The organism is Streptomyces sp. NPDC006923, from assembly GCF_040635655.1.
In the GTDB taxonomy this organism is placed as follows: domain Bacteria; phylum Actinomycetota; class Actinomycetes; order Streptomycetales; family Streptomycetaceae; genus Streptomyces.
On sequence record NZ_JBEYIF010000020.1, the window covers coordinates 51892 to 71116 of the forward strand.

General features: G+C 69.2%; 15 protein-coding genes, 3 pseudogenes and 2 riboswitches. Of the genes and pseudogenes, 10 read left to right on the forward strand and 8 right to left on the reverse strand.

Annotated features, from left to right (window positions below):
- Positions 1-540: 540 nt before the first annotated feature.
- Positions 541-1325, reverse strand: a pseudogene (locus ABZ707_RS29315) (IS481 family transposase); the annotation flags it as partial.
- An 89-nt stretch (positions 1326-1414) separates the two neighbouring features.
- Positions 1415-2344, reverse strand: a complete 930-nt coding sequence (locus ABZ707_RS29320; RefSeq protein WP_360180634.1) for an NUDIX domain-containing protein — start codon at positions 2342-2344, stop codon at positions 1415-1417.
- A gap of 241 nt (positions 2345-2585) precedes the next feature.
- Between ABZ707_RS29320 and ABZ707_RS29325 the strand changes: the two genes are divergently transcribed.
- On the forward strand, positions 2586-2747 hold the full coding sequence (locus tag ABZ707_RS29325; RefSeq protein ID WP_360180759.1) for a hypothetical protein: 162 nt from the start codon (positions 2586-2588) through the stop codon (positions 2745-2747).
- Between the two features lie 82 nt (positions 2748-2829).
- Here ABZ707_RS29325 and ABZ707_RS29330 read toward each other — a convergent pair.
- Together ABZ707_RS29330 and ABZ707_RS29335 are read right to left on the reverse strand one after the other, a co-directional pair.
- A pseudogene (locus ABZ707_RS29330) lies at positions 2830-3183 on the reverse strand (type III polyketide synthase); the annotation flags it as partial.
- Between the two features lie 197 nt (positions 3184-3380).
- Complete coding sequence (locus tag ABZ707_RS29335) at positions 3381-3992, reverse strand: helix-turn-helix domain-containing protein (RefSeq protein ID WP_360180636.1); 612 nt, start codon at positions 3990-3992, stop codon at positions 3381-3383.
- A 144-nt stretch (positions 3993-4136) separates the two neighbouring features.
- Between ABZ707_RS29335 and ABZ707_RS29340 the strand changes: the two genes are divergently transcribed.
- From ABZ707_RS29340 to ABZ707_RS29370, 7 genes and pseudogenes are all read left to right on the forward strand, one after another.
- A complete protein-coding gene (locus ABZ707_RS29340; RefSeq protein WP_360180638.1) occupies positions 4137-4871 on the forward strand; it encodes an SDR family oxidoreductase in 735 nt (244 codons plus the stop codon).
- Positions 4872-4904: 33 nt separating this feature from the next.
- Complete coding sequence (locus ABZ707_RS29345) at positions 4905-5528, forward strand: NAD(P)-binding domain-containing protein (RefSeq protein ID WP_360180640.1); 624 nt, start codon at positions 4905-4907, stop codon at positions 5526-5528.
- Positions 5529-5669: 141 nt separating this feature from the next.
- Positions 5670-6008 (forward strand): annotated as a pseudogene (locus tag ABZ707_RS29350) (transposase family protein); the annotation flags it as partial.
- Positions 6009-6370: 362 nt separating this feature from the next.
- Positions 6371-6559: riboswitch (cobalamin riboswitch) on the forward strand.
- Positions 6560-6737: 178 nt separating this feature from the next.
- Positions 6738-9056 carry a 5-methyltetrahydropteroyltriglutamate--homocysteine S-methyltransferase gene (metE, locus tag ABZ707_RS29355; protein ID WP_360180642.1) on the forward strand — a complete coding sequence of 773 codons (2319 nt, stop codon included), beginning with the start codon at positions 6738-6740 and terminating at the stop codon, positions 9054-9056.
- Between the two features lie 143 nt (positions 9057-9199).
- A riboswitch (cobalamin riboswitch) is annotated at positions 9200-9276 on the forward strand.
- Between the two features lie 178 nt (positions 9277-9454).
- On the forward strand, positions 9455-10483 hold the full coding sequence (locus ABZ707_RS29360; protein WP_360180754.1) for an iron ABC transporter permease: 1029 nt from the start codon (positions 9455-9457) through the stop codon (positions 10481-10483).
- Positions 10484-10549: 66 nt separating this feature from the next.
- Positions 10550-11311 carry an ABC transporter ATP-binding protein gene (locus tag ABZ707_RS29365; RefSeq protein WP_360180644.1) on the forward strand — a complete coding sequence of 254 codons (762 nt, stop codon included), beginning with the start codon at positions 10550-10552 and terminating at the stop codon, positions 11309-11311.
- A gap of 21 nt (positions 11312-11332) precedes the next feature.
- Positions 11333-12340: an ABC transporter substrate-binding protein gene (locus ABZ707_RS29370; RefSeq protein ID WP_360180646.1), complete on the forward strand. Its 1008-nt coding sequence runs from the start codon at positions 11333-11335 to the stop codon at positions 12338-12340.
- A 27-nt stretch (positions 12341-12367) separates the two neighbouring features.
- On the opposite strand, the gene ABZ707_RS29375 is transcribed toward ABZ707_RS29370, so the two are convergent.
- From ABZ707_RS29375 to ABZ707_RS29385, 3 genes are all read right to left on the reverse strand, one after another.
- Positions 12368-14524, reverse strand: coding sequence for a SpoIIE family protein phosphatase (locus ABZ707_RS29375; RefSeq protein WP_360180648.1), 2157 nt, complete (start codon positions 14522-14524; stop codon positions 12368-12370).
- A 199-nt stretch (positions 14525-14723) separates the two neighbouring features.
- On the reverse strand, positions 14724-15404 hold the full coding sequence (locus ABZ707_RS29380) for a winged helix-turn-helix transcriptional regulator (RefSeq protein ID WP_360180650.1): 681 nt from the start codon (positions 15402-15404) through the stop codon (positions 14724-14726).
- Positions 15401-15715 (reverse strand): hypothetical protein, encoded by a 315-nt coding sequence (locus ABZ707_RS29385; protein WP_360180652.1) that lies wholly within the window; start codon positions 15713-15715, stop codon positions 15401-15403. Before ABZ707_RS29385 ends, ABZ707_RS29380 begins: the two co-directional genes overlap by 4 nt.
- A 469-nt stretch (positions 15716-16184) precedes the next feature.
- On the opposite strand from ABZ707_RS29385, the gene ABZ707_RS29390 reads away from it, so the two are divergent.
- Positions 16185-17024 carry a methyltransferase domain-containing protein gene (locus ABZ707_RS29390; RefSeq protein WP_360180654.1) on the forward strand — a complete coding sequence of 280 codons (840 nt, stop codon included), beginning with the start codon at positions 16185-16187 and terminating at the stop codon, positions 17022-17024.
- A gap of 461 nt (positions 17025-17485) precedes the next feature.
- On the opposite strand, the gene ABZ707_RS29395 is transcribed toward ABZ707_RS29390, so the two are convergent.
- Positions 17486-18007 (reverse strand): helix-turn-helix domain-containing protein, encoded by a 522-nt coding sequence (locus ABZ707_RS29395; RefSeq protein ID WP_360180656.1) that lies wholly within the window; start codon positions 18005-18007, stop codon positions 17486-17488.
- A 251-nt stretch (positions 18008-18258) separates the two neighbouring features.
- On the opposite strand from ABZ707_RS29395, the gene ABZ707_RS29400 reads away from it, so the two are divergent.
- The gene (locus ABZ707_RS29400) at positions 18259-19173 is read left to right on the forward strand and encodes an NAD(P)H-binding protein (protein ID WP_360180658.1); all 915 of its coding nucleotides are present in this window, start codon (positions 18259-18261) and stop codon (positions 19171-19173) included.
- The last annotated feature ends 52 nt before the right edge of the window (positions 19174-19225 follow it).

The window sequence follows — 19225 nt, forward strand, 5'->3', positions numbered from 1 at the left end:
CTTCATCCTTACAATCCACGGACAACCTCTCCGGGGTGTAGAGGCAGAAATCACCGGTCAACGGCGCTGGGGAGAATCTGGGGAGTCTCGGCCGGCGAGGCCGGTCTCCCCGCTCCCCAGCAGACCGTCGATCGCGCCGCGCCCCTTGCTGCCAGCTTCCGGCATGAAGTGAGCATAGTAACCGAGGGTGATCGCCGGTGAGGGGTGTCCGAGCCACCGAGCCTTCGACGCGACGCTTGAGTTCCTCGGCTACCGAGGGGGCAGATCCACCGTGCGGATCTTCTTCCCCTTCGGCAGGGCGAAGTACAGCCTTCCGTGAATCGCCCGTACTTGGCGCCGGACGTGAAGCATGCCGCGTACATAGTCGACATCCTCCGGACTCACCTCACCCTGGCGGAGCCCGCACCCCAGGCCAACCACGACAGCGATCCTGTTCCGCTCATTGATGGCATCGCGGACCCGCAGTGCCGTAGCCATCGACCACGCGTCGCGTCGCCCCCGCGGCGACTTGGGCCACCGCACAGATTTCGCGTGCACCGCCAGGGCTTCGGTGCGTTCAGCGTTACTGGAGTACGGGCGCACGTATGCCCATTCGTCGAGCAGGGTGCGATTCAAGCGCTCCACCTTGCCGTTCGTCTACGGGCGAGAGGGGCGCGTGCGCTTATGGACGATATCGGCGGCGCTGAGAGTCTGGCCGAACAGGCGGGGGGATCTGCAGCAGGAGCCATTGTCGGTAAGGACGCGCTCGACGGTGATGCCGTGCTCGGCGAAGAAGGTGTTCGCACGCTGCCAGAAGGAGGCCGCGGTCTCTTTGCGTTCGTCGGTCAGAACCTCGCTGCACGCGAGCCGGGAGTGATCGTCGACGGCTGTGTGGACGAAGCTGTAGCCGGTCACGGGACTGCCGCCCCTATGCGCGTCGGTTGTGGCCTGCCGATTGCCGGCGGCCTGCTGGCGGGGCATGATCCGATGTCCGCCGCCGTCGGGAATGTTGCTGAGCTTCTTGACGTCGACGTGGACCAGTTCGTCGGGACGTGATCGTTCGTAGCGTCGGATGACCGTGGGCCGGTCCATCCAGCGCAGCCGGTTCAGGCCGTGGCGGGTCAGGACACGGTGGACCGTCTAGCTGGGTATGCCCAGGATCGGCCGATCCGTGCGGGGCCGAGCTTGCGGTCGCGGCGTAGCTCGCAGATGCGATTCTCGACATCGGCAGGGGTTCGGTGCGGTGTCGTCAGGGGTCGGCTGGAGCGGTCATACAACCCCGGATCGCCTTCGGCTCGCCGGCGCCGTACCCATTTGTGGGCTGTGGTACGGGAGATGCCCATTTCTCCGACCGGCTTCCCCTTACCCATAACGTGCCGCCAACCTTGATCACGTCTCCGCCGCCCACTGTTAACAACGCTCGTGGTCAATACACCTAGGTTGGTTCCGCGATGCGGGCGTGGCGTTGGACCAGGTCGAGGGTTTCTCCGCCGAGGCGAAGGCGGGGCACTGTGGCTGGAGGGAACCAGGCGAGCATCACGCCCTCCGTGAGTGGAAGCCGAGCCGGGTCGCCTTCCCAGAGTGCGGTGAAGATTCGGACCGGCACGGTCAGGCCGTCCGGGTCGCGGACTTCTTCGTCCAGGAATGTCTCCAGTCGCTGGGGAATGATGCCGGCTTCCTCCGCCAGTTCGCGCCGGATCGTGTCCTCCGGAGTGCGGTCGCCGGGCTCGTGGCCGCCGCCGAGCAAGGCCCAGCACCCCGGAGCCCAGATACCCTCCCGCATGTCCCGTAGGTGCAGCAGGTACTCGCCGCGGGAGTTGCAAATCAGCGCCGAGGCATTGAGCGGGTTTACCTGTCCGTCCAGACCGGTCACCTTGGCCGCCAGCTCCGTAAGGGTGACGTCTGCTGCGGGCTGCCAGAGCGCCTGGGCGTTGGGCTTGTTGGGCTTGTGGGCGACGTAGAAGGTGTAGCGGAGATCGGCGATCGGTGCGCCGGAAGTCCGGCTGACTGCGCCGGGACCCGGTGCGATGTCGATCGGGGCGTGGAGGAATTGCGGGGTGAGGCAGAGGTCGCCGGGGCGGATGCCGGTCTGGTCACGTACGGCGCGCAGGGCGGTGGCCAGCGGACTGCGGTCCCCGTCCTGGTGTTCGGCGCCCGGCAGGCCGGAGCCGGCGGGGGCGTTCTGTGTGTGCAGGACGAGGCGGTCGTGGTCGATGACGACGGCACTGCACGTCACCGGTACCGGGTCCGGTGTCCTGTGTGCTGCGTCGAGGGCGGCTGCCACGGGGGCGAGGCGGGTGCTCTCGGTGGGGTGATGGACCAGGTACGAGGTGAGAACGGTACGGAGATCGCTTGGACTGAACACAGGTGGACCTCGGGGTGATGCGGGTGGTGGCATCCGGCAGGTTCGGGGATCGTCCCACGGTCGTGTTCACGATGAGGTGGGAACGCGCTCGCGGGGGTCTGGGTCGGTGGCCAGTCGGGCGTGGAGGTGGGGAGTCGTGACGGGCGCCGGTGTTGTCGGTGGTGGCCTGCCGCATGGTGCCCTCCAGCAGGAGTCCGGCCTTGGCCGCAACGGTGCATGAGGCCGGATTGTCGGTGGAGTGGTGCATGAAGCGGGTGCGCAGCCACTGGGCGGCACGTTCGTCGGCGGGCAGGCGGTGCAGGTGTGCCCCGGTGGCCCAGCGGACGATCTCGGCGTCGGCGAGGGCTCGGGCGACGTGCTGCTCGTCGTCGGGGGAGAGCGGGCGCAGCGTGAGCCGACGTGATTACCTGGCCGGCCGACGACAACAGATGCGGAACGGGCTTGGCCTCGCCTTCCCGCTCCCGGGCCAAAAGAGCAGGCCGGCAGGTGAGAGCCACGGCGGCGGCACCGTCACCGAAGAGGGAGTTGACCACCGTGCGCATAGTTGAGTCGAAGACGTACGCGGCCGAGCAGACCTCGGCGCACAGCACCACCGCGACGGACCCGGGATTGGCCACACACCATGACCTGGCAGCGGTAAGGCCGTTCATGGCCGCGTGGCAGCCCATTCCCACGATGTCGAGACGCTGAACGGTCGGCGGCAGCCCCATCTCCCGCAGCAGCAGCGCGCTCAGCCCGGGGGTGAGCAGCCCCGTCGTCGTCACACAGCACAGATAGCCCACCTGCTCCGAGGCGAGACCGGCCCTCACCAGGCAGGTACGGATCGCCCGGCTGCCCATGTCAATCGCGATCCGGCGGGGCTTGCCCCGGAGGTCGCCCGCGCTCTCCTCAATCGGGCGCCCGTCGCTGCCCGGATCAGGAAGTGTCAGAAAGCGGCGCCGGATCCCTCCGGGCCCGGGCCGGGCGGCTGGTGTTGTGTACCAGCGGGTGCAGCCGCGACCGGCAGCGCGTCCAGCCCGGCCGAGGGAGTGCCACGTTAACTCGACACTTCCTCCCGTCGCCGGTCATCGCCGGCCGTGACGGGAATGGCGTTGTCGATGAGGACGGCGGCGATGGCGGCGGCGGTGGGGAATGCGTCGGCGTTCAGGACCCGGGTCCGGGCCGCGGCGCCGTCGATGAGCAGCGCGAGCTGCTCACCGAGCTGTTCAGGGTCGGCGGCGCCGGCTTCGCGGGCGGTGTCGGCGAGCCGCGCGGCGACGGCCTTTTTGTACTCGCGTGCGTACTGGGATGCGGGGTGCTGGGGGTCGTGGAGTTCGACGGCCGCGGCGATGTAGGGGCACAGGGGGGTGGTGGGGGGGATGTCGAAGGCGGCGAGAAGCCGTTCGCGGGGCGTGAGGTCGGTGCGGTCGAACACGCCGGACAGAACGGAGGGGTCGAACCGGCGCAGGTACTCGGCGACGAGTTCGTCCTTGCCGCTGAAGTGCTGGTAGGCCGTGCGCTTGGACACCTCGGCCGCGGCGCAGAGCTGGTCCATGCCGGTGCGGTTGATGCCCTGCTCGCGGAACAGCCGCTGGGACGCGCTGAGGATGCGCTCGCGGGCGCCCCGGCCTCGGCGGCGGCCCGTGGGGCCCTTCTCCAACTCTGTCATGCGTTCATGGTACCCCAGCTAGGTAACGACCGGTGTACATAGTTTGCACACCACCCGCCCGCCCCGTACCGTAAGCACACAGGGCGGTGTACATAACACCGTCTCCCCAGGTGCGCACGGCACCACCGACTCAAGGGAGCAACCATGGGAAAGCTCGACGGCAAGGTCGCGGTCATCACCGGCGGCACCACCGGCATGGCGCTGGCCGGCGCGAAGCTGTTCGTCGACGAGGGCGCGCACGTCTTCATCACCGGCCGCCGCCAGGACGCCCTGGACGAGGCCGTGAAGCAGATCGGCCGCAACGTCACCGGCGTCCAGGGCGACGCCGCCAACCTGGACGACCTGGACCGCCTGTACGACACCGTCAAGCGGGAGAAGGGCAGCCTCGACGTGCTGTGGGCCAGCGCAGGCGGCGGCAAGCCCGCTCCGCTCGGCGAGATCACCGAGGCCCAGTTCGACACCTGGTTCGGGCTCAACGCCCGCGGCACCCTGTTCACCGTCCAGAAGGCCCTCCCGCTCTTCAACGACGGCGGCTCCATCCTCATGACCGGCTCCAACGCCTCCCTCGGCGCCTTCCCAGGCTGGAGCGTCTACGCCGGCAGCAAGGCCGTCCAGCAGGCATGGGCCCGAATCTGGCTCAACGAACTCAAGGACCGCCGCATCCGCGTCAACGTCCTGACCCCCGGCCAGGTCGCCACCGCCAAGCAGGAAGAACTCTTCGACGAGGCCACCAAGCGCCAGTTCGAGTCCCTCATCCCCCGCGGCCAGATGGGCCGCCCCGACGAAATCGCCACCGCCGCCCTCTTCCTCGCCTCCGACGACTCCAGCTACGTCAACGGCATGGAACTCGTCGCCGACGGCGGCACCACCGCCATCTGAACCGAACAACACACGATCGGGGCAGGACAATTCATGAGCAAGATCAGCATCATCGGCACCGGGAACATGGCCCGCACCATCGGCGCACGGGCGATAGCGGGCGGCAACACCGTCGAGGTCATGGGCCGCGATCAGTCCAAGGCCGCCGACCTGGCCAAGGCTCTCGGCGGCGGCACCACGACGGGAGAATGGGGCACCGCCCCGGCCGGGGACATCGTCATCGTGGCCCTGCTGTACGACGGTGTCGTGCCGGCCGTCGCCCAGTACGGAGACGCTCTCGCGGGCAAGGTCATCGTCGACATCAGCAACCCCTTCAATTCCACGTTCGACGGGCTGGCCCACCGCGAAGAGACCTCGATCGCGCGGGAAGTCGATAAGGCCGCCCCGGCCAGCGCCAACGTGGTGAAGGCGTTCAACACCGTCTTCCGCCATGTCCTGGAGAAGGGTCGGCCCGACGTCTTCCTCGCCGGCGACAATGCGCAGGCCAAGGCACGTGTGGAGGCGTTCGTCGAGAGCCTCGGGCTGCGCCCGCTGGACGTCGGCGGCCTGAAAATGGCGCACTGGCTGGAAGGAGCGGGCGTAGTCACGGTGGGCCTCGCCAACCACGGGGTGGGGAACGTGAACTTCGCCCTCAGCATCACCGAACTTCCCGCCTGAGCAAACGATTGACCGAGCCTTTTCGGAGCGGCTGCCGATCGGGGGACGGAGCCGGCGTGAGGGCGGGGTGCGCAACGCACAGGGCTCCCGTGCCGTTGAGGGAGGTGTCCGTAGCCTCGGCTCAGCAGCACAGGAGCCCTGTTGGTTCCCTACGCGGCCGCACTCGACCTCCCGCACACCCTGGCCGTGTGGGTCACGATGCTCATCGTCACCCGTGAGGGTGACAGGCGCTGCACACTCCCGCCGCAGCGGCGCGCACTCATCGCGCCGGTGTACCTGCACCCCACGGCACCCTCGCCCGGATCGCGGCCGGCTTCGGGAAATCCGTCGGCACCGCCCACGCCTACGACCACCGTCACGGGCCTGCTCGCCGACCGGGCCCCGGGCCTGCGGAAGACGCTGCGCGAGTACGGTCCCGAGTTCGTCCTTCTGGACGGCACCCTCGCCGAGTGCGACCGCGTCGGCGGCAGCCGCGCTGATTAACCCGTTCCAGTCGTTCGTGCGTCCAGATCACCCGAGCGGCACGTGAACGTATGGCGTCCACTCATACATGCGGTTGTCCCGGTGCAGGACAATCAACTCGGCCAGGACCGCCCGATTGAGCATGATCGCCACAGCCGGATCATGCCACCTGCCAGCAACGACGCCTCACCCGCTGTCACGCACCAACTCGTTGGTCCGCGGCTTAGTCCGCTGCTGGGTGGCAAGCCGTGCCGGCGGCGGTCCAGGGTCCGCCCGTTCACATCGGCCTGCCGGGCATGGACGTTGTCCGCGATTGCCTTCCGGATGCTGGACGGCTCGCTTCCCCGGGGAGCGGCACCCCGTAGGCTGGGAGGCGCAGCTGGTTCGCCCCGTCCGCCAGGCGGGATGCGTCGTAAGAGGGAACCCGGTGGGAATCCGGGACTGCCCCGCAGCGGTGAGCGGGAACGACCGCCGTCATAGCACTGGGTCCGACGTACAGGGTCTGGGAAGCGACGGCCAGTAGGTGTCTCGTACGACAGAGACGTGCCCGCGAGTCCGAAGACCTGCCACTGCCCGCGTGCGGACCACTCCGTGCGCGGACATTCCGGTGACCTCGTGGGCGGGTCGGCGTACCTGTCGGGCGGATGACCGCGCTGTGCGCGGGATCGTTTCCGTCCGGTTCGGCACCGCTCCGCGCTCGCGTCCGTCTCCGGGATCTCAGGGATTCATCTCGCGAAGGAGATCTCCGTGACAGCGAAGTCCGCAGCCGCGGCAGCACGGGCCACCGTGCACGGCTACCCCCGGCAGGGCCCGAACCGGGAACTGAAGAAGGCGATCGAGGGCTACTGGACGGGCCGCGTCACCGCGGACGCCCTCCGGGCCACCGCCGCCGAACTGCGCCGAAGCAACTGGCAGCAGCTCACCGAGGCCGGTATCGACGAAGTGCCCACCGGCGACTTCTCGTACTACGACCACGTCCTGGACACCACCGTCGCGCTCGGCGCGATCCCCGCCCGCCACCGGGCCGCCGTCGAGGCCGACGCCCTGGACGGCTACTTCGCCATGGCCCGCGGCACCCAGGACATCGCGCCGCTGGAAATGACCAAGTGGTTCGACACCAACTACCACTACCTCGTCCCGGAGCTCGGCCCGGACACCGTCTTCACGGCCGACCCGGCGAAGCAGGTCGCCGAGCTGAAGGAGGCCCTCGCCCTGGGCCTGACCGCGCGGCCGGTCCTGGTCGGCCCGGTGACCTACCTCCTGCTCGCCAAGCCCGCGCCCGGCGTCGCCGCCGGCTTCGACCCGCTCACTCTGCTCGAACGTCTGCTGCCCGTATACGCGGAGATTCTCGCCGGCCTCCGCGCGGCCGGCGCCGAGTGGGTGCAGCTCGACGAGCCCGCCCTCGTCCAGGACCGCACCCCGGCCGAACTGAACGCCGCCGCCCGCGCTTACCACGACCTCGGCGCCCTCACCGACCGGCCCAAGTTGCTGGTCGCCTCGTACTTCGACCGGCTCGGCGAGGCACTGCCGGTGCTGGCCAAGGCCCCGGTCGAGGGGCTGGCGCTGGACTTCACCGAGTCCGCGGCCGCCAACCTGGAGGCGCTCGCCGCCGTGGGCGGACTGCCCGGCAAGCGGCTGGTCGCCGGTGTGGTCAACGGCCGCAACATCTGGGTGAACGACCTGGGGAAGTCCCTGGCCACCCTGGGCACCCTGCTCGGGCTGGCCGGCCGCGTCGACGTCGCCGCCTCCTGCTCCCTCCTGCATGTGCCCCTCGACGCCGCGCCGGAGCGGGACATCGAGCCGCAGATCCTGCGCTGGCTCGCCTTCGCCCGGCAGAAGACCGCCGAAATCGTCACCCTCACCCAGGGCCTCACCCAGGGCACGGGCGCGATCACCGGCGAACTCGCCGCCAACCGGGCCGATCTGGCCTCCCGCGCGAACTCACCCATCACGCGCGACCCCGCCGTACGGACCCGCGCCTCCGCCGTCACCGACGCCGACGCCCGCCGCTCCCAGCCGTACGCCGAACGTGCGGCGGCGCAGCGCACCCACCTCGGTCTGCCCCCGCTGCCGACCACCACCATCGGCTCCTTCCCGCAGACCGGCGAACTGCGCACCGCCCGCGCCGACCTCCGCGCGCGCCGGATCGACACCGCCGGCTACGAGGAGCGCATCAAGGCGGAGATCCAGGAGGTCATCTCCTTCCAGGAGAAGACCGGCCTGGACGTCCTCGTGCACGGCGAGCCCGAACGCAACGACATGGTCCAGTACTTCGCCGAGCAGCTCACCGGCTACCTCGCCACGCAGCACGGCTGGGTGCAGTCCTACGGCACCCGTTACGTCCGCCCGCCGATCCTGGCCGGCGACATCTCCCGCCCCGAACCGATGACGGTGCGCTGGACGACGTACGCCCAGTCCCTCACCTCACGGCCGGTCAAGGGCATGCTCACCGGGCCGGTCACCATGCTCGCCTGGTCCTTCGTCCGCGACGACCAGCCCCTCGGCGACACCGCCCGCCAGGTCGCCCTCGCCCTGCGCGACGAGGTGAACGACCTGGAGCGGGCCGGGACTTCGGTCATCCAGGTGGACGAACCCGCGCTGCGCGAGACGCTCCCGCTGCGCACCGCCGACCGCCCGGAGTATCTCGCCTGGGCCACCGAGGCGTTCCGGCTCACCACGTCCGGCGTACGGCCGGACACACAGATCCACACGCACATGTGCTACGCGGAGTTCGGTGACATCGTCCAGGCCATCGACGACCTCGACGCCGACGTCATCAGCCTGGAGGCCGCCCGCTCCCATATGCAGGTCGCCCGCGAACTGGCCGCACACGGCTATCCGCGTGAGGCGGGCCCGGGCGTGTACGACATCCACTCCCCGCGGGTACCGAGCACCGAGGAGGCGGCCGGACTGTTGCGCGCCGGGCTGAAGGCCATTCCCGCCGAACGGCTGTGGGTCAACCCCGACTGCGGGCTGAAGACCCGCGGCTGGCCCGAGACCCGCGCCTCGCTGGAGCACCTGGTCGCCGCCGCCCGCACGGTCCGTGAGGAACTCTCCGCGTCCTGACGGCCCCGCCAGTCGGCCGGGGGAGGAAGCACGTGGCGTCCTCCCCCGGCCGAGCGCGGGAGCCGACCGGGTTTCCTCGATCGGGCACCCTCCGCCTGGCCGGCCTCCGAGTCCCGCTTGCTACGCTGCGCCTGCCTCTCGTGGGGGAAGCCGGTGGGAATCCGGCGCTGTCCCGCAACGGTGTGCGTGGCCTGCCCAGGTCGCGCGAGTCCGATCACCCACGGCAGGTGTGCGACCCGTCGACCGCCCGCCGTGGACTGCGAGCAGGGACCGCCAGAACCCCCCGGGGTTCTCTGGTGCCCCGCGCGTGCTGCCGGTGGCGCCAACCCCGAGGATGTGCGCCCCTCTTGCCCCGCACCGCCGCTCCCCCTTCCGCCACAGGCGCTCCGCGTGGACACATACCCACTGCGTCTCTGGTCGTCGGACTCACACTCGTGCTGGTCGTCTCGCTGGTGTGCGGGGTGGGGCTCGGAGCGACGGGAATGGGCTGGGGGCAGGTGCTGCGGCTCATGTGGGCCGGCCTGAGCGGCGGAAGCCTGGGCACCGACGACGCGGGGGCCTACACCGTCGTGTGGGAGATCCGCTTTCCACGTGTCGTGCTCGCCGGCGTGGTCGGCGCGGGGCTCGCCGCGGTCGGGGTCGGGGTGCAGGCGTTGGTGCGTAACGCCCTGGCCGATCCCTTTGTGCTCGGCATCTCCTCCGGCGCCGCCGTCGGCGCCAACGCGGTCATCCTGTTCGGCGCGCTCGCCGGCCTCGGCGTCTGGGCGCTCTCCTTCTCCGCCTTCGTGTCGGCGCTCGCGGCGACCTTCATCGTGTACGCGGTGGCCCGCTCCCCGCTCGGGCTCAGCCCACTGCGGCTTGTTCTGACCGGCACGGCGCTCGCCTACGGCTTCCAGGCCATCACGACCGTCATGGTCTTCGGCGCCGAGCGGGGCGAGGCGGCTCGCGCGGCGATGATGTGGCTGCTCGGCAGCCTGGGCGGGGCGACCTGGCCGAAGGTTCCGCCGGCGGCCATGACGGTGCTGGCGGGCTGGCTGTGGCTCAGGCTGCGGGCCGGCGCGCTGGACGCGCTCTCCATGGGCGACGAGACGGCGGCGGCCCTGGGCGTGCCGCCCGACCGGCTGCGGCGTGAACTGTTCGTCGTGACCGCGGCCGTCACGGGCACGGTGGTCGCCGTGAGCGGGGCGATCGGTTTCGTCGGGCTGATGGTCCCGCACCTCGTACGCATGCTCGTGGGCGCGTCCCACACGCGGGTGCTCGCGGTCGCGCCGCTCGCCGGGGCGGTCCTGCTCGTGTGGGCCGACGTGCTGTCACGGGTGCTGCTCGCACCGACGGAACTGCCCGTCGGCGTGGTCACGGCCGCCCTCGGCGTACCCACGTTCCTGCTGCTCATGCGGCGCGGGGGCCATGCGCTGACGGGGCGTTGAGCCCGTGCCTCCCGCAGCACCACCCGTATCTGTCCCCGTACCGATGCTTGAAGTGAAGGAGGAGTTGTGCGGCTCGACGTCGAAGGCGTTTCGGTCGAGGTGGCCGGCACCCGGCTCGTCGACGAGGTCACCCTCGACGTGCCCGCCGGAACCTTTGTGGGCCTCGTCGGCCCCAACGGCAGCGGGAAGTCGACGTTGCTGCGGTGTGTCTACCGGGCCCGACGGCCCGACTCCGGAGTCGTCAGGGTCGAGAGCGAGGACGTGCACCGTATGCGGCCCCGGGCCGCGGCGCGCCTGCTCGCCGCGCTACCGCAGGAGTCGGCGGCGGACTTCGACTTCACGGTCACCGAGGTCGTCGCGATGGGGCGCCTGCCGCACCGCGAGCGCACCGCCGCGCGCGACGGGCAGATCTGTGAGCGGGCCCTGGAGCAAGCCGGGGTGGCGCACCTCGCCGCACGCGGCTTCCTGTCGCTGTCCGGCGGCGAGAAGCAGCGGGTGCTCATCGCCCGCGCGCTCACCCAGGAACCACGCGTCCTGGTCCTCGACGAGCCCACCAACCACCTCGACATCGCGCACCAGCTCGACGTCCTGCGCCGGGTCCGCGCCAGCGGTCCGACCGTGCTCGCGGCCCTGCACGACCTCAATCTCGCCGCCGCTCACTGCGACCGGCTGCACGTACTGGACGGCGGGCGCCTCGTCTCCTCGGGTCCCCCGGACGAGGTCCTCTCCCCCGAGCTTCTCGCCGACGTCTTCCACGTCCGAGCACACCGGGTGCGCCACCCCGAGACCGGCGCCACCCAGTTCCTCTTCGATCCACTGGCACCCTGACCCCCTCTCCGGAAGGCTCCCGTGCGCAAGCTCATCTCCTCCGCCTCGCTCGGCCTCGCCGCCGCTCTCACGCTGAGTGGCTGTGGCGCGAAGGTCGCGTCCGACGCCAAGGCCACGAAGTCACAGGCGGTCACCGTCACCAACTGCGGTACGAAGGTCACCTACGACCAGCGCCCCGAGCGGGTGGTGACCAACGATGTCGGCATCACCGAGCTCATGTTCGCGCTCGGCCTGGAGGACCACATGGCCGGCTATGTCATGCCCGCGGACAAGGGCTCCCTCGACGGCCTGCCGTACAAGGCCGCGTACAACAAGGTGAAGTGGCTCTCCAAGGACCGCATCACCAAGGAGACAGCCCTCGACGCACGCGCCGATCTCGTCTTCGCCGGCTGGAACTACGGCTTCAACGAGAACGCGCTGACGCCGGACGACCTGCACAAGGACGGCATCGACACCTATCTGCTCACCGAGTCCTGCCGCAACGCCCGCACGAGCACCTCGCGCGGCATCATGCCGCCGCTCGACGCGCTCTACACGGATCTGGAGAACCTCGGCCGGATCTTCGGTGTCGAGAAGCGCGCACAGAAACTGATCAAGCAGTACAGGGCAACGGTCGCCGACGTCCGCGCGAAGGCCCCCAAGGGCGCGGACAAGCCCTCGGTCTTCCTCTACGACAGCGGCCAGGACCAGCCCTTCACCTCCGGCCGCTACGCCGCGCCCGAGCAGATCATCAGCGAGGCCGGAGGCGTCAACCTCCTGCACGACCTTGCGGACTCGTGGACGACAGTCGGCTGGGAGACGGTCGTGAAGAGGGATCCGGACGTCATCGTCATCAACGACTACGGCTCCACGAGTGCGGAGCAGAAGAAGGACTTCCTGCTCTCCTACCCACCGCTGCGGAACGTCTCCGCCATCAAGCACAAGCGGATCTACACCCTCGACTACGCCGACCTCGTCGAGAGCCCGCGCAACCCCTCGGCGATCGAGCGGCTCGGCGCCTACCTGCGCCGGGGGGCTGCCGGTTCCTGAGGATCGCGAGGGTTGTCCGTGGTCCGCTCAACAGCCGGTCTCCACCGAGGAGGACGTCATGGTCGGGAGATCCCGTGTGACGGTTCGTGGGTTTCCTCGGCAGGTCGGTCCGCGGGTGCGGGCCAGCAGCAGGGCGACGTCGTCCTCCGACGCCTCCGACAGCACGGCGTCGGGGAGGACGGTCTCCGATTCGCTGCGGGGTTTCATGGTCATCGCCGTGATCACCTCGGTGCAGAGGCACTCCAGCGGGACCTCGGGATGGGCGAGGGCCGCACCCAGCCGGCGCAGCCCGTCGTCGAGATCGGCCTGACGGGACTCGATGAGCCCGTCGGTGTACAGGGCGATGACACTGCCCTCGGGCAGTTCGACGGAGAGGGATCCGTACGAGCTGAGTCCGGTGCCGATCGGTGTCCCGGCGGGCAGGTCGGGGAAGACGACACTGCCGTCGGGATGGACCACCGCGGGCGGCGGGTGCCCGGCCCGTGCCATGGTGCAGATCCGGGTGGCGGGGTCGTAGACGACGTAGACACAGGTACCGCCCATGGCCTGGGACCAGAAGCCGGGCCCCCCGATTTCCTCCCGGTCCTCGCCGCCGTCCTGCTCGGTCAGACGCACCACGAGGCTGTCGAGCCTGGAGAGCAGTTCATGGGGCGGCAGATCCAGCTCGGCGAGGGTGCGGACGACCGTGCGGAACTGTCCCATCCGTGCCGCGGCGTTGATCCCGTGCCCGACGACATCCCCCACCACCATCGCGATCCGGCCGCCGGGCAGGTCGATCACATCGAACCAGTCGCCTCCGACGCCCTCGTGCGTGTCCGCCGGCAGATAGCGCGAGGCCAGCTCCATCGCCGCTCCTCCCTCCAGATTCCGGGGGAGCAGATTCCGCTGGAGTGCGAGCGAGGCGGCCCGCTCGCGGGTGAATCTGCGGGCGTTGTCCAGACTCAGCGACGCCCGTCCGGCGAGTTCCTGGAGCAGCAGCAGTTCGTCCGGGGAGAAGGAATGGGGGTTGTCGGTGCGGACGAACACGGCTTCGCCGAGGAGCGTGCCCCGTGCCTGGAGCGGGACGATGATCAGGGAGTGCATCCCGGTCGCGCGGATCTTCCGCAGCCGGTCCGGGTCCTGGTCGACCCAGGTGCCGGGAGAGGTGTCGAGGACCGGCTCGTAGTGCGGCTCCCGCGAGTACAGAGCGCGGGTGAAGGGGGACGACGAGGGGACGAAGACCGCGTCCCCTATGTTCCACAGGGCCTCCGGTTTCTCCGGATGGATCGAGGCCACCCCCGCGCGGCGGAACACGGGGACACGCTCGTCCGAAGAGGTCAGCCGCTGGAGGGGCTCACCGCCGAGCGGAACCGATTCGGCCAGGTCGACCGTGATGTAGTCGGCCAGCCGGGGCACCGCGAAATCGGCCAGTTCCTGGGCCGTCTTCAGGACGTCGAGGGTGGTACCGATGCTCTTACTGGCCTCGCTGAGCACATGGAGGTGCCGATGGCTGTCGGACCTGCTGATGTCCGCGGCCATGCAGCACACACCCTGGGGCCCGCCGTGCTCATCTTCGAGGCGGAAGTACGTGCAGGAGAACACGCACTCCTCGTCCGTGTCCGGCACGGGCCACCGCTGTTCACGCTCGATCACCGGGACACCGGTCTCGAACACCTGCCGGACCAGGGCCACAACGGCCCTGCTCTCGTTGCCGGGCCACAACTCCGTGAGCACGTGCCCCACCCGCTGGTAGTGCATCAGCCGGTCCCAGCGCGCGGCTTCCTCGTTCCTCCAGAGGTATCGGCCGTCCCCGTCACAAATCGACACCGCGATCGGTGAGCGGGCCAGTGCGGTCCCGAGAGGGATCTGCGGTGGTTGGCGAGGCGATGCCGATGTGACGGTGACGGCCGTAACCGTCACGAACCAGTCCGTTCTGCCGCCGCCGGACAGAGGGAGAGCGTCGATGGACGCCCGGACGCCCGTCCCGTCCCTCCGGCGCAGTGCCGTCGTTCCCGACCATGGCTCCCGCAGCCGTGCCCGCCGGGCCCACTCGGCCCGGCCCCGGGCCGCGAGGCGCGGCTCCAGCAGCCTCGCGGCGGAGCGGCCGACGACCTCCGCGGCGCTGTATCCCAGAAGCTCCCCGGCCCCGTCCGTCCAGCCCGTGACGGTTCCCTGCGCATCGATCGTCGCCGCGACCGCGCTCATCCGAGAGGGCTCCGATGATCCGGCTGGGAAATTGATCACTAACCGGCCTCCCCTCGTCGAAGGCCGCCGCTGGTCGGCCCTCCCCCGGGAGCAGGTGTCGGCATGGACGGCCCGGAGGTTCCTCTCCCGAGCACCATCCGCCGGCCACCGGCGTGGGTGAGGCTTGTCCGGCGACGCGGCTTCGACGTGGGGATCCCGATCACTTCTGACTCGGTCCGCTGACAGGGCTCTGATGCCGGTCGGGCAGGCTGAAGAGCTCGAAAAACACCCGTGCGGTATCGGGCTCGCCCTCCACGGTGAGTTCCCCCGCGGCCATTGCGCGCTCCACCGTCATCCGGCCCCTGGCAAGGACATTGAAGGTCTCCTTGTCGCAGGTCAGCCGAAGATCTGGGGTGATCGGTGCGACTCCGACCTCCACCCGGATCCGATTGCCGTCGCCGTGCAGCCACAGCATCTCATCACCCACGACGAGTTGCGTGAGTGCGTCAAAGTCGACCGCCTCCTCGGGGGCCGTAAGGCGCATTGCGACCATGCGCCAAGCGGTCCGGCTGGTGTACTCCGATGACGGTTCTTCAAGGCCGGCCCCCCAATCCACCAGCGCCTTCAGGACCGGTATCAGAGCTTCCCCGCGTTCGCCCAGCTCATAGGCTCCGATATGGTCCGGGCCGCCCAATGTCGTCCGACGCACGACATGGTGTTTCTCCAAGTGCTTGAGACGAGCCGCGAGAAGGCCGTTACCAATGCCGGGAAGAGCGTTGAGGAGTGCGCCGTAGCGACGAGGCCCCAATACGAGTTCCCGCAGGATCAGCAAAGTCCACCGCTCGCCCAGCACATCGAGTGCGCGGGCGATAAAGCACGTCTGTTCGTAAGACCGGGTCATCGGCTCAAGCCTCCCTGGCGACCGGTGCCGGCCGGAAGCGTCAGCGAATGGTGCCAGACGGGTAACGGCTGAGACAGCGCGACGCAGCCCATCGCATCAATGATGAACCGCCGCACCTGCCCCCAGCACCAGCTCAATTCCGCACCGTTCTCGCCTCCCTTGCACGCGCAGGCATTCTCAACCGTCTCCCTGACCACCGACCGGGCTTCCTCGCCGGTGGAAACCGCGTCCACCACATAAAAATGCCGGACCAGCCGCCCTGCGTCCGAGCTGAGGCACACCTCCACCAGCCACTTGTCCACGATACCCATGAAGCTCCTTCGGGAGTTCAAATTCAAGTGGCCGACACTACTCCTTTCTGCACCACCCCTCGCTCACAATCATCTCTGCGCAGGTGACGGCGACTGCGTACACGAAGACACACGGTGGACCGCGCCATAAGCGCCACGCATCTGTCCCGCCACCATCGGACGGTGACCGGCAATGGCCGGAGAGTGAGGCGCCGAGGCGACGGGAAAGGGGCGACAGAAATCGCACCGAAACTCAACGGGAACCGCTCCTGGACGCTTTTCCGCACACGCTGTGGCCCACCAGGAGCCTGTCGGCCACGGAAATGATGGGAGCGGGTGCGGTCAGAAGTGGCGGGGCAGACGGATGGAGCGGCACGCACGACCCATCGGTGTTCGCCGCACCGCCGTGCGATGTCGTTCAGCCGCCCTGGGACGAGAGCGCCCGACAGCGCCCCCACCAGCCCGACAGCGCCTCCACCATACTGGCGATATGGCTACTACCACCGTGAACCAGGATCAGTCGGATGCGTGGAACGGATACGAGGGCCGGCACTGGGCCGATCACGCCGAGCGTTACGACGCCCTGAACGAAGGCGCGGACGAACTGCTGCTCGACGCGGCAGGCGTCCGGGCCGGCCTTCGTATTCTCGACATCGGATGTGGCACCGGTCAGCTCACCCGCCGGGCCGCCCTGCGGGGAGCCGAGGGTCTCGGCCTCGACCTGTCGGCTCCGATGCTGGAGGCCGCGGCGGACACCGCCGCCAAGGCCGGCCTGGAATCGGTCTCCTTCGTCCGTGGGGACGCGCAGGTCTTTCCGTTTGACGAAGCCGCCTACGACGCGGCCGTGAGCCGCTTCGGTGTGATGTTCTTCGCCGATCCCGTCGCCGCCTTCGCGAACATCCGGCGGGCGCTGCGGCCGGGCGGACGCCTCGCCTTCGTCTGCTCTCAAGGGCACGCCCAGATGGACCAGACGGTGATCTACCGGGCGATCGGCGCCCGCATTCCCGTACCGGACTTCACTCAGCACACCGGGCCCGCGTCCTTCGCGGACCCGGCCAGAAGCCAACAGGTCCTGAGCGAGGCCGGTTTCACCTCCGTCACCGTCGAACCGTTCACCCTGGCGCAGCACTGGGGGGCCGATCCGGACGACGCGGCCGGCTTCCTGACGGACTGGGGCCCTGTCCGCCACTGGATGCGCGAGGCACATGCCGACGACGCCGTCCGCCGCCAGGTGCGCGCCGCCGCGGCCGAGGCGTTCGCCGCCTATACGACGGACGACGGCGTCACACTCTCGGCCCGCGTATGGCGCGTCAGCGCGGACCGCCCCTGAATCGCGTCCCCCACCGAACCCCCCGCGCGGCGGCCCCCTGGCCGCCCGCCCACCGCCCCACAACAGACCGGAGAGCAGCGTCTTTCCGAGCCCCCTTCCCCCTGGACGAGGGCCGCGCCGAACCGGGCGAACAGCGATCGCGCGACGGCCTTCGGCGCCGCGCCTCCCGAGCTCTGGCCCCCGGACCGACAGAAACTGAGGCCCTGGCCTCGGCCGGACTCCCCGGGCAGGCCGTCGAGCAGATCAAACGCGATAACGCGATGAGACCGCTCGCATCCCGCTGGGCCGTCGCGGCAACGCCGACGCCGTGGGTGTGTTTCTCGTTCAGGACGGGGTGACACTGTGGATGTCGAGGGAGACGATGACCGGCCCTTCGGCCGTGGTGTTGTCAGGGTTGCGGGGCACGACCCGTCGTCGGGTGGGAAAGGCGGCGCGGTCGGGAGACCGCCGACGGCGCGCGTTCAGCGCACGACTGGTTCGAGAAGTCGTCGCGGTGTGTTGATCGCGGTGGACACGGGATCGAGATCAGTTTTCGCCGTAATGAATCCGGGTCCGGGTTCGACCCGGATCTCCGCGACCGGCACAGCCGCGCCGCAGTCCTGGCAGCGCCCCTCGTGGTCGAGCGCGCCGCCGTCCTGATCATGGAGGAGGACGCGCTTCGCTCCGTCCGGAGAGTAGAAGGTCTCCCCCCAGTTCATCAGGGCGCGCACAACCGGCCACAGCGCGACACCCTTGGGGGTCAGCCGGTATTCGACACCCGCCGCCGCCTCATCGTCACGAGCGAGCACGCCTTCCTGCACGAGGGCCTTCAGCCGGCTGGTCAGAACGGCGCGCGGAATCCCGAGCTGAGTGGCGAAGTCGCCAAACCTGCGCACTCCGTAGAACGCGTCTCGGATGATCAGGAGCGTCCACCTCTCTCCGACGACCTCCAGCGTTCGAGCGAGCGGGCAGTTCCGGTCCGCGTACGTGTTGGGAAGGGTCATATCCAGATTCTACCAGCAGAGTTCACTCATTGAACTGAGGCATGTTACGGTGTCGAACAGGAGCAGTTCAGTCAGCGAACCGGCTGTGCGTCGAGCTGTCACCTCCTGATGAGGCGCCCCGCCACGCCCACCGGGTCATTACGGGAAGGCGCCCCGCGCCATGAGCAAGATGTCCCCTCGGCGAATTCTTTTCCATTGACCACCTGCCGCGGCGACGGCAGAGACATACAGAAGATTCCCAGGAGGTACGAGTGGCTGATGACCAACGGGTCTTCCTGATCACGGGTGCGGCCGGAAAAACGGGACACGCCGGCGTCGAGTCACTCCTGGCGCGCGGCCATACGGTCCGCGCGCTGGTCCGGCAGGACGACGACCGGGCGCGGTCCCTGGCCGCGGCGGGCGCGGAACCCGTCGTCGGAGATCTGCTCGACCTCGATGACATGAGCCGCGCCATGCGCGGGGTGAGCGGGGCCTACTTCTGCTACCCGATCCGCGAGGGACTGATTGAGGCGACCACGGTCTTCGCGCAGGCCGCGGTGGAGGCGGGCGTCCGGTCCGTCGTCAATATGTCGCAGATCTCCGCCAGGCGTGAATCAAAGAGCAACGCCGCACGCCAGCACTGGCTCAGCGAGCGACTGCTGGACCGGACAGACATGCTCGTGACCCATGTGCGCCCCACATTCTTCACCGCGTGGCTCGTGGACTGGTGGGAACGCAGGGACGGTGAGGGCGCACTGCGGCTGCCGTTCGGACATGGACGCCACGCGCCCGTCGCGGAAATTGACCAGGCACGTGTGATCGCGGCGGTGCTGGCCGATCCAGAACCGCACAACCGCGAGGCCTACACCCTGCATGGGCCGATCGAGATGGATCACTACGAAATCGCTGACGCCGTATCCGGGGAGCTGGGCATTCCAGTCCACTACGAGCCGATCAGTGTCGAAGAGTTCGCAGCCGCCATGACGTCTCGTGGGCTGCCTGCCCACCTGGTCCAGCACCTGAGCAATGTGGCCGTCGATTATCAGCAGGGGATTTTCGCCGGCACGAACAACGTCATCGAGGACATCAGCGGCAGCGTTCCCCTGACGGTGGAGCAGTATGTCGCCGGCCGCAGGGAGGATTTCCGCACCAGCGGCCCCAACTTCGTACCGAGGCCCTCCGCCTGAGCTGCCGCAAGGGCGCAGGTCACTCCGCTCGCGCCCGCCCATTGTCTGTCCG

Coding starts and splice junctions, on each gene's coding strand:
- ABZ707_RS29335 (WP_360180636.1), bottom strand. CDS start 3,992: ATGACAGAGTTGGAGAAGGGCCCCACGGGCCGCCGCCGAGGCCGGGGC.
- ABZ707_RS29340 (WP_360180638.1), top strand. CDS start 4,137: ATGGGAAAGCTCGACGGCAAGGTCGCGGTCATCACCGGCGGCACCACC.
- ABZ707_RS29345 (WP_360180640.1), top strand. CDS start 4,905: ATGAGCAAGATCAGCATCATCGGCACCGGGAACATGGCCCGCACCATC.
- ABZ707_RS29375 (WP_360180648.1), bottom strand. CDS start 14,524: ATGAGCGCGGTCGCGGCGACGATCGATGCGCAGGGAACCGTCACGGGC.
- ABZ707_RS29380 (WP_360180650.1), bottom strand. CDS start 15,404: ATGACCCGGTCTTACGAACAGACGTGCTTTATCGCCCGCGCACTCGAT.
- ABZ707_RS29385 (WP_360180652.1), bottom strand. CDS start 15,715: ATGGGTATCGTGGACAAGTGGCTGGTGGAGGTGTGCCTCAGCTCGGAC.
- ABZ707_RS29390 (WP_360180654.1), top strand. CDS start 16,185: ATGGCTACTACCACCGTGAACCAGGATCAGTCGGATGCGTGGAACGGA.
- ABZ707_RS29395 (WP_360180656.1), bottom strand. CDS start 18,007: ATGACCCTTCCCAACACGTACGCGGACCGGAACTGCCCGCTCGCTCGA.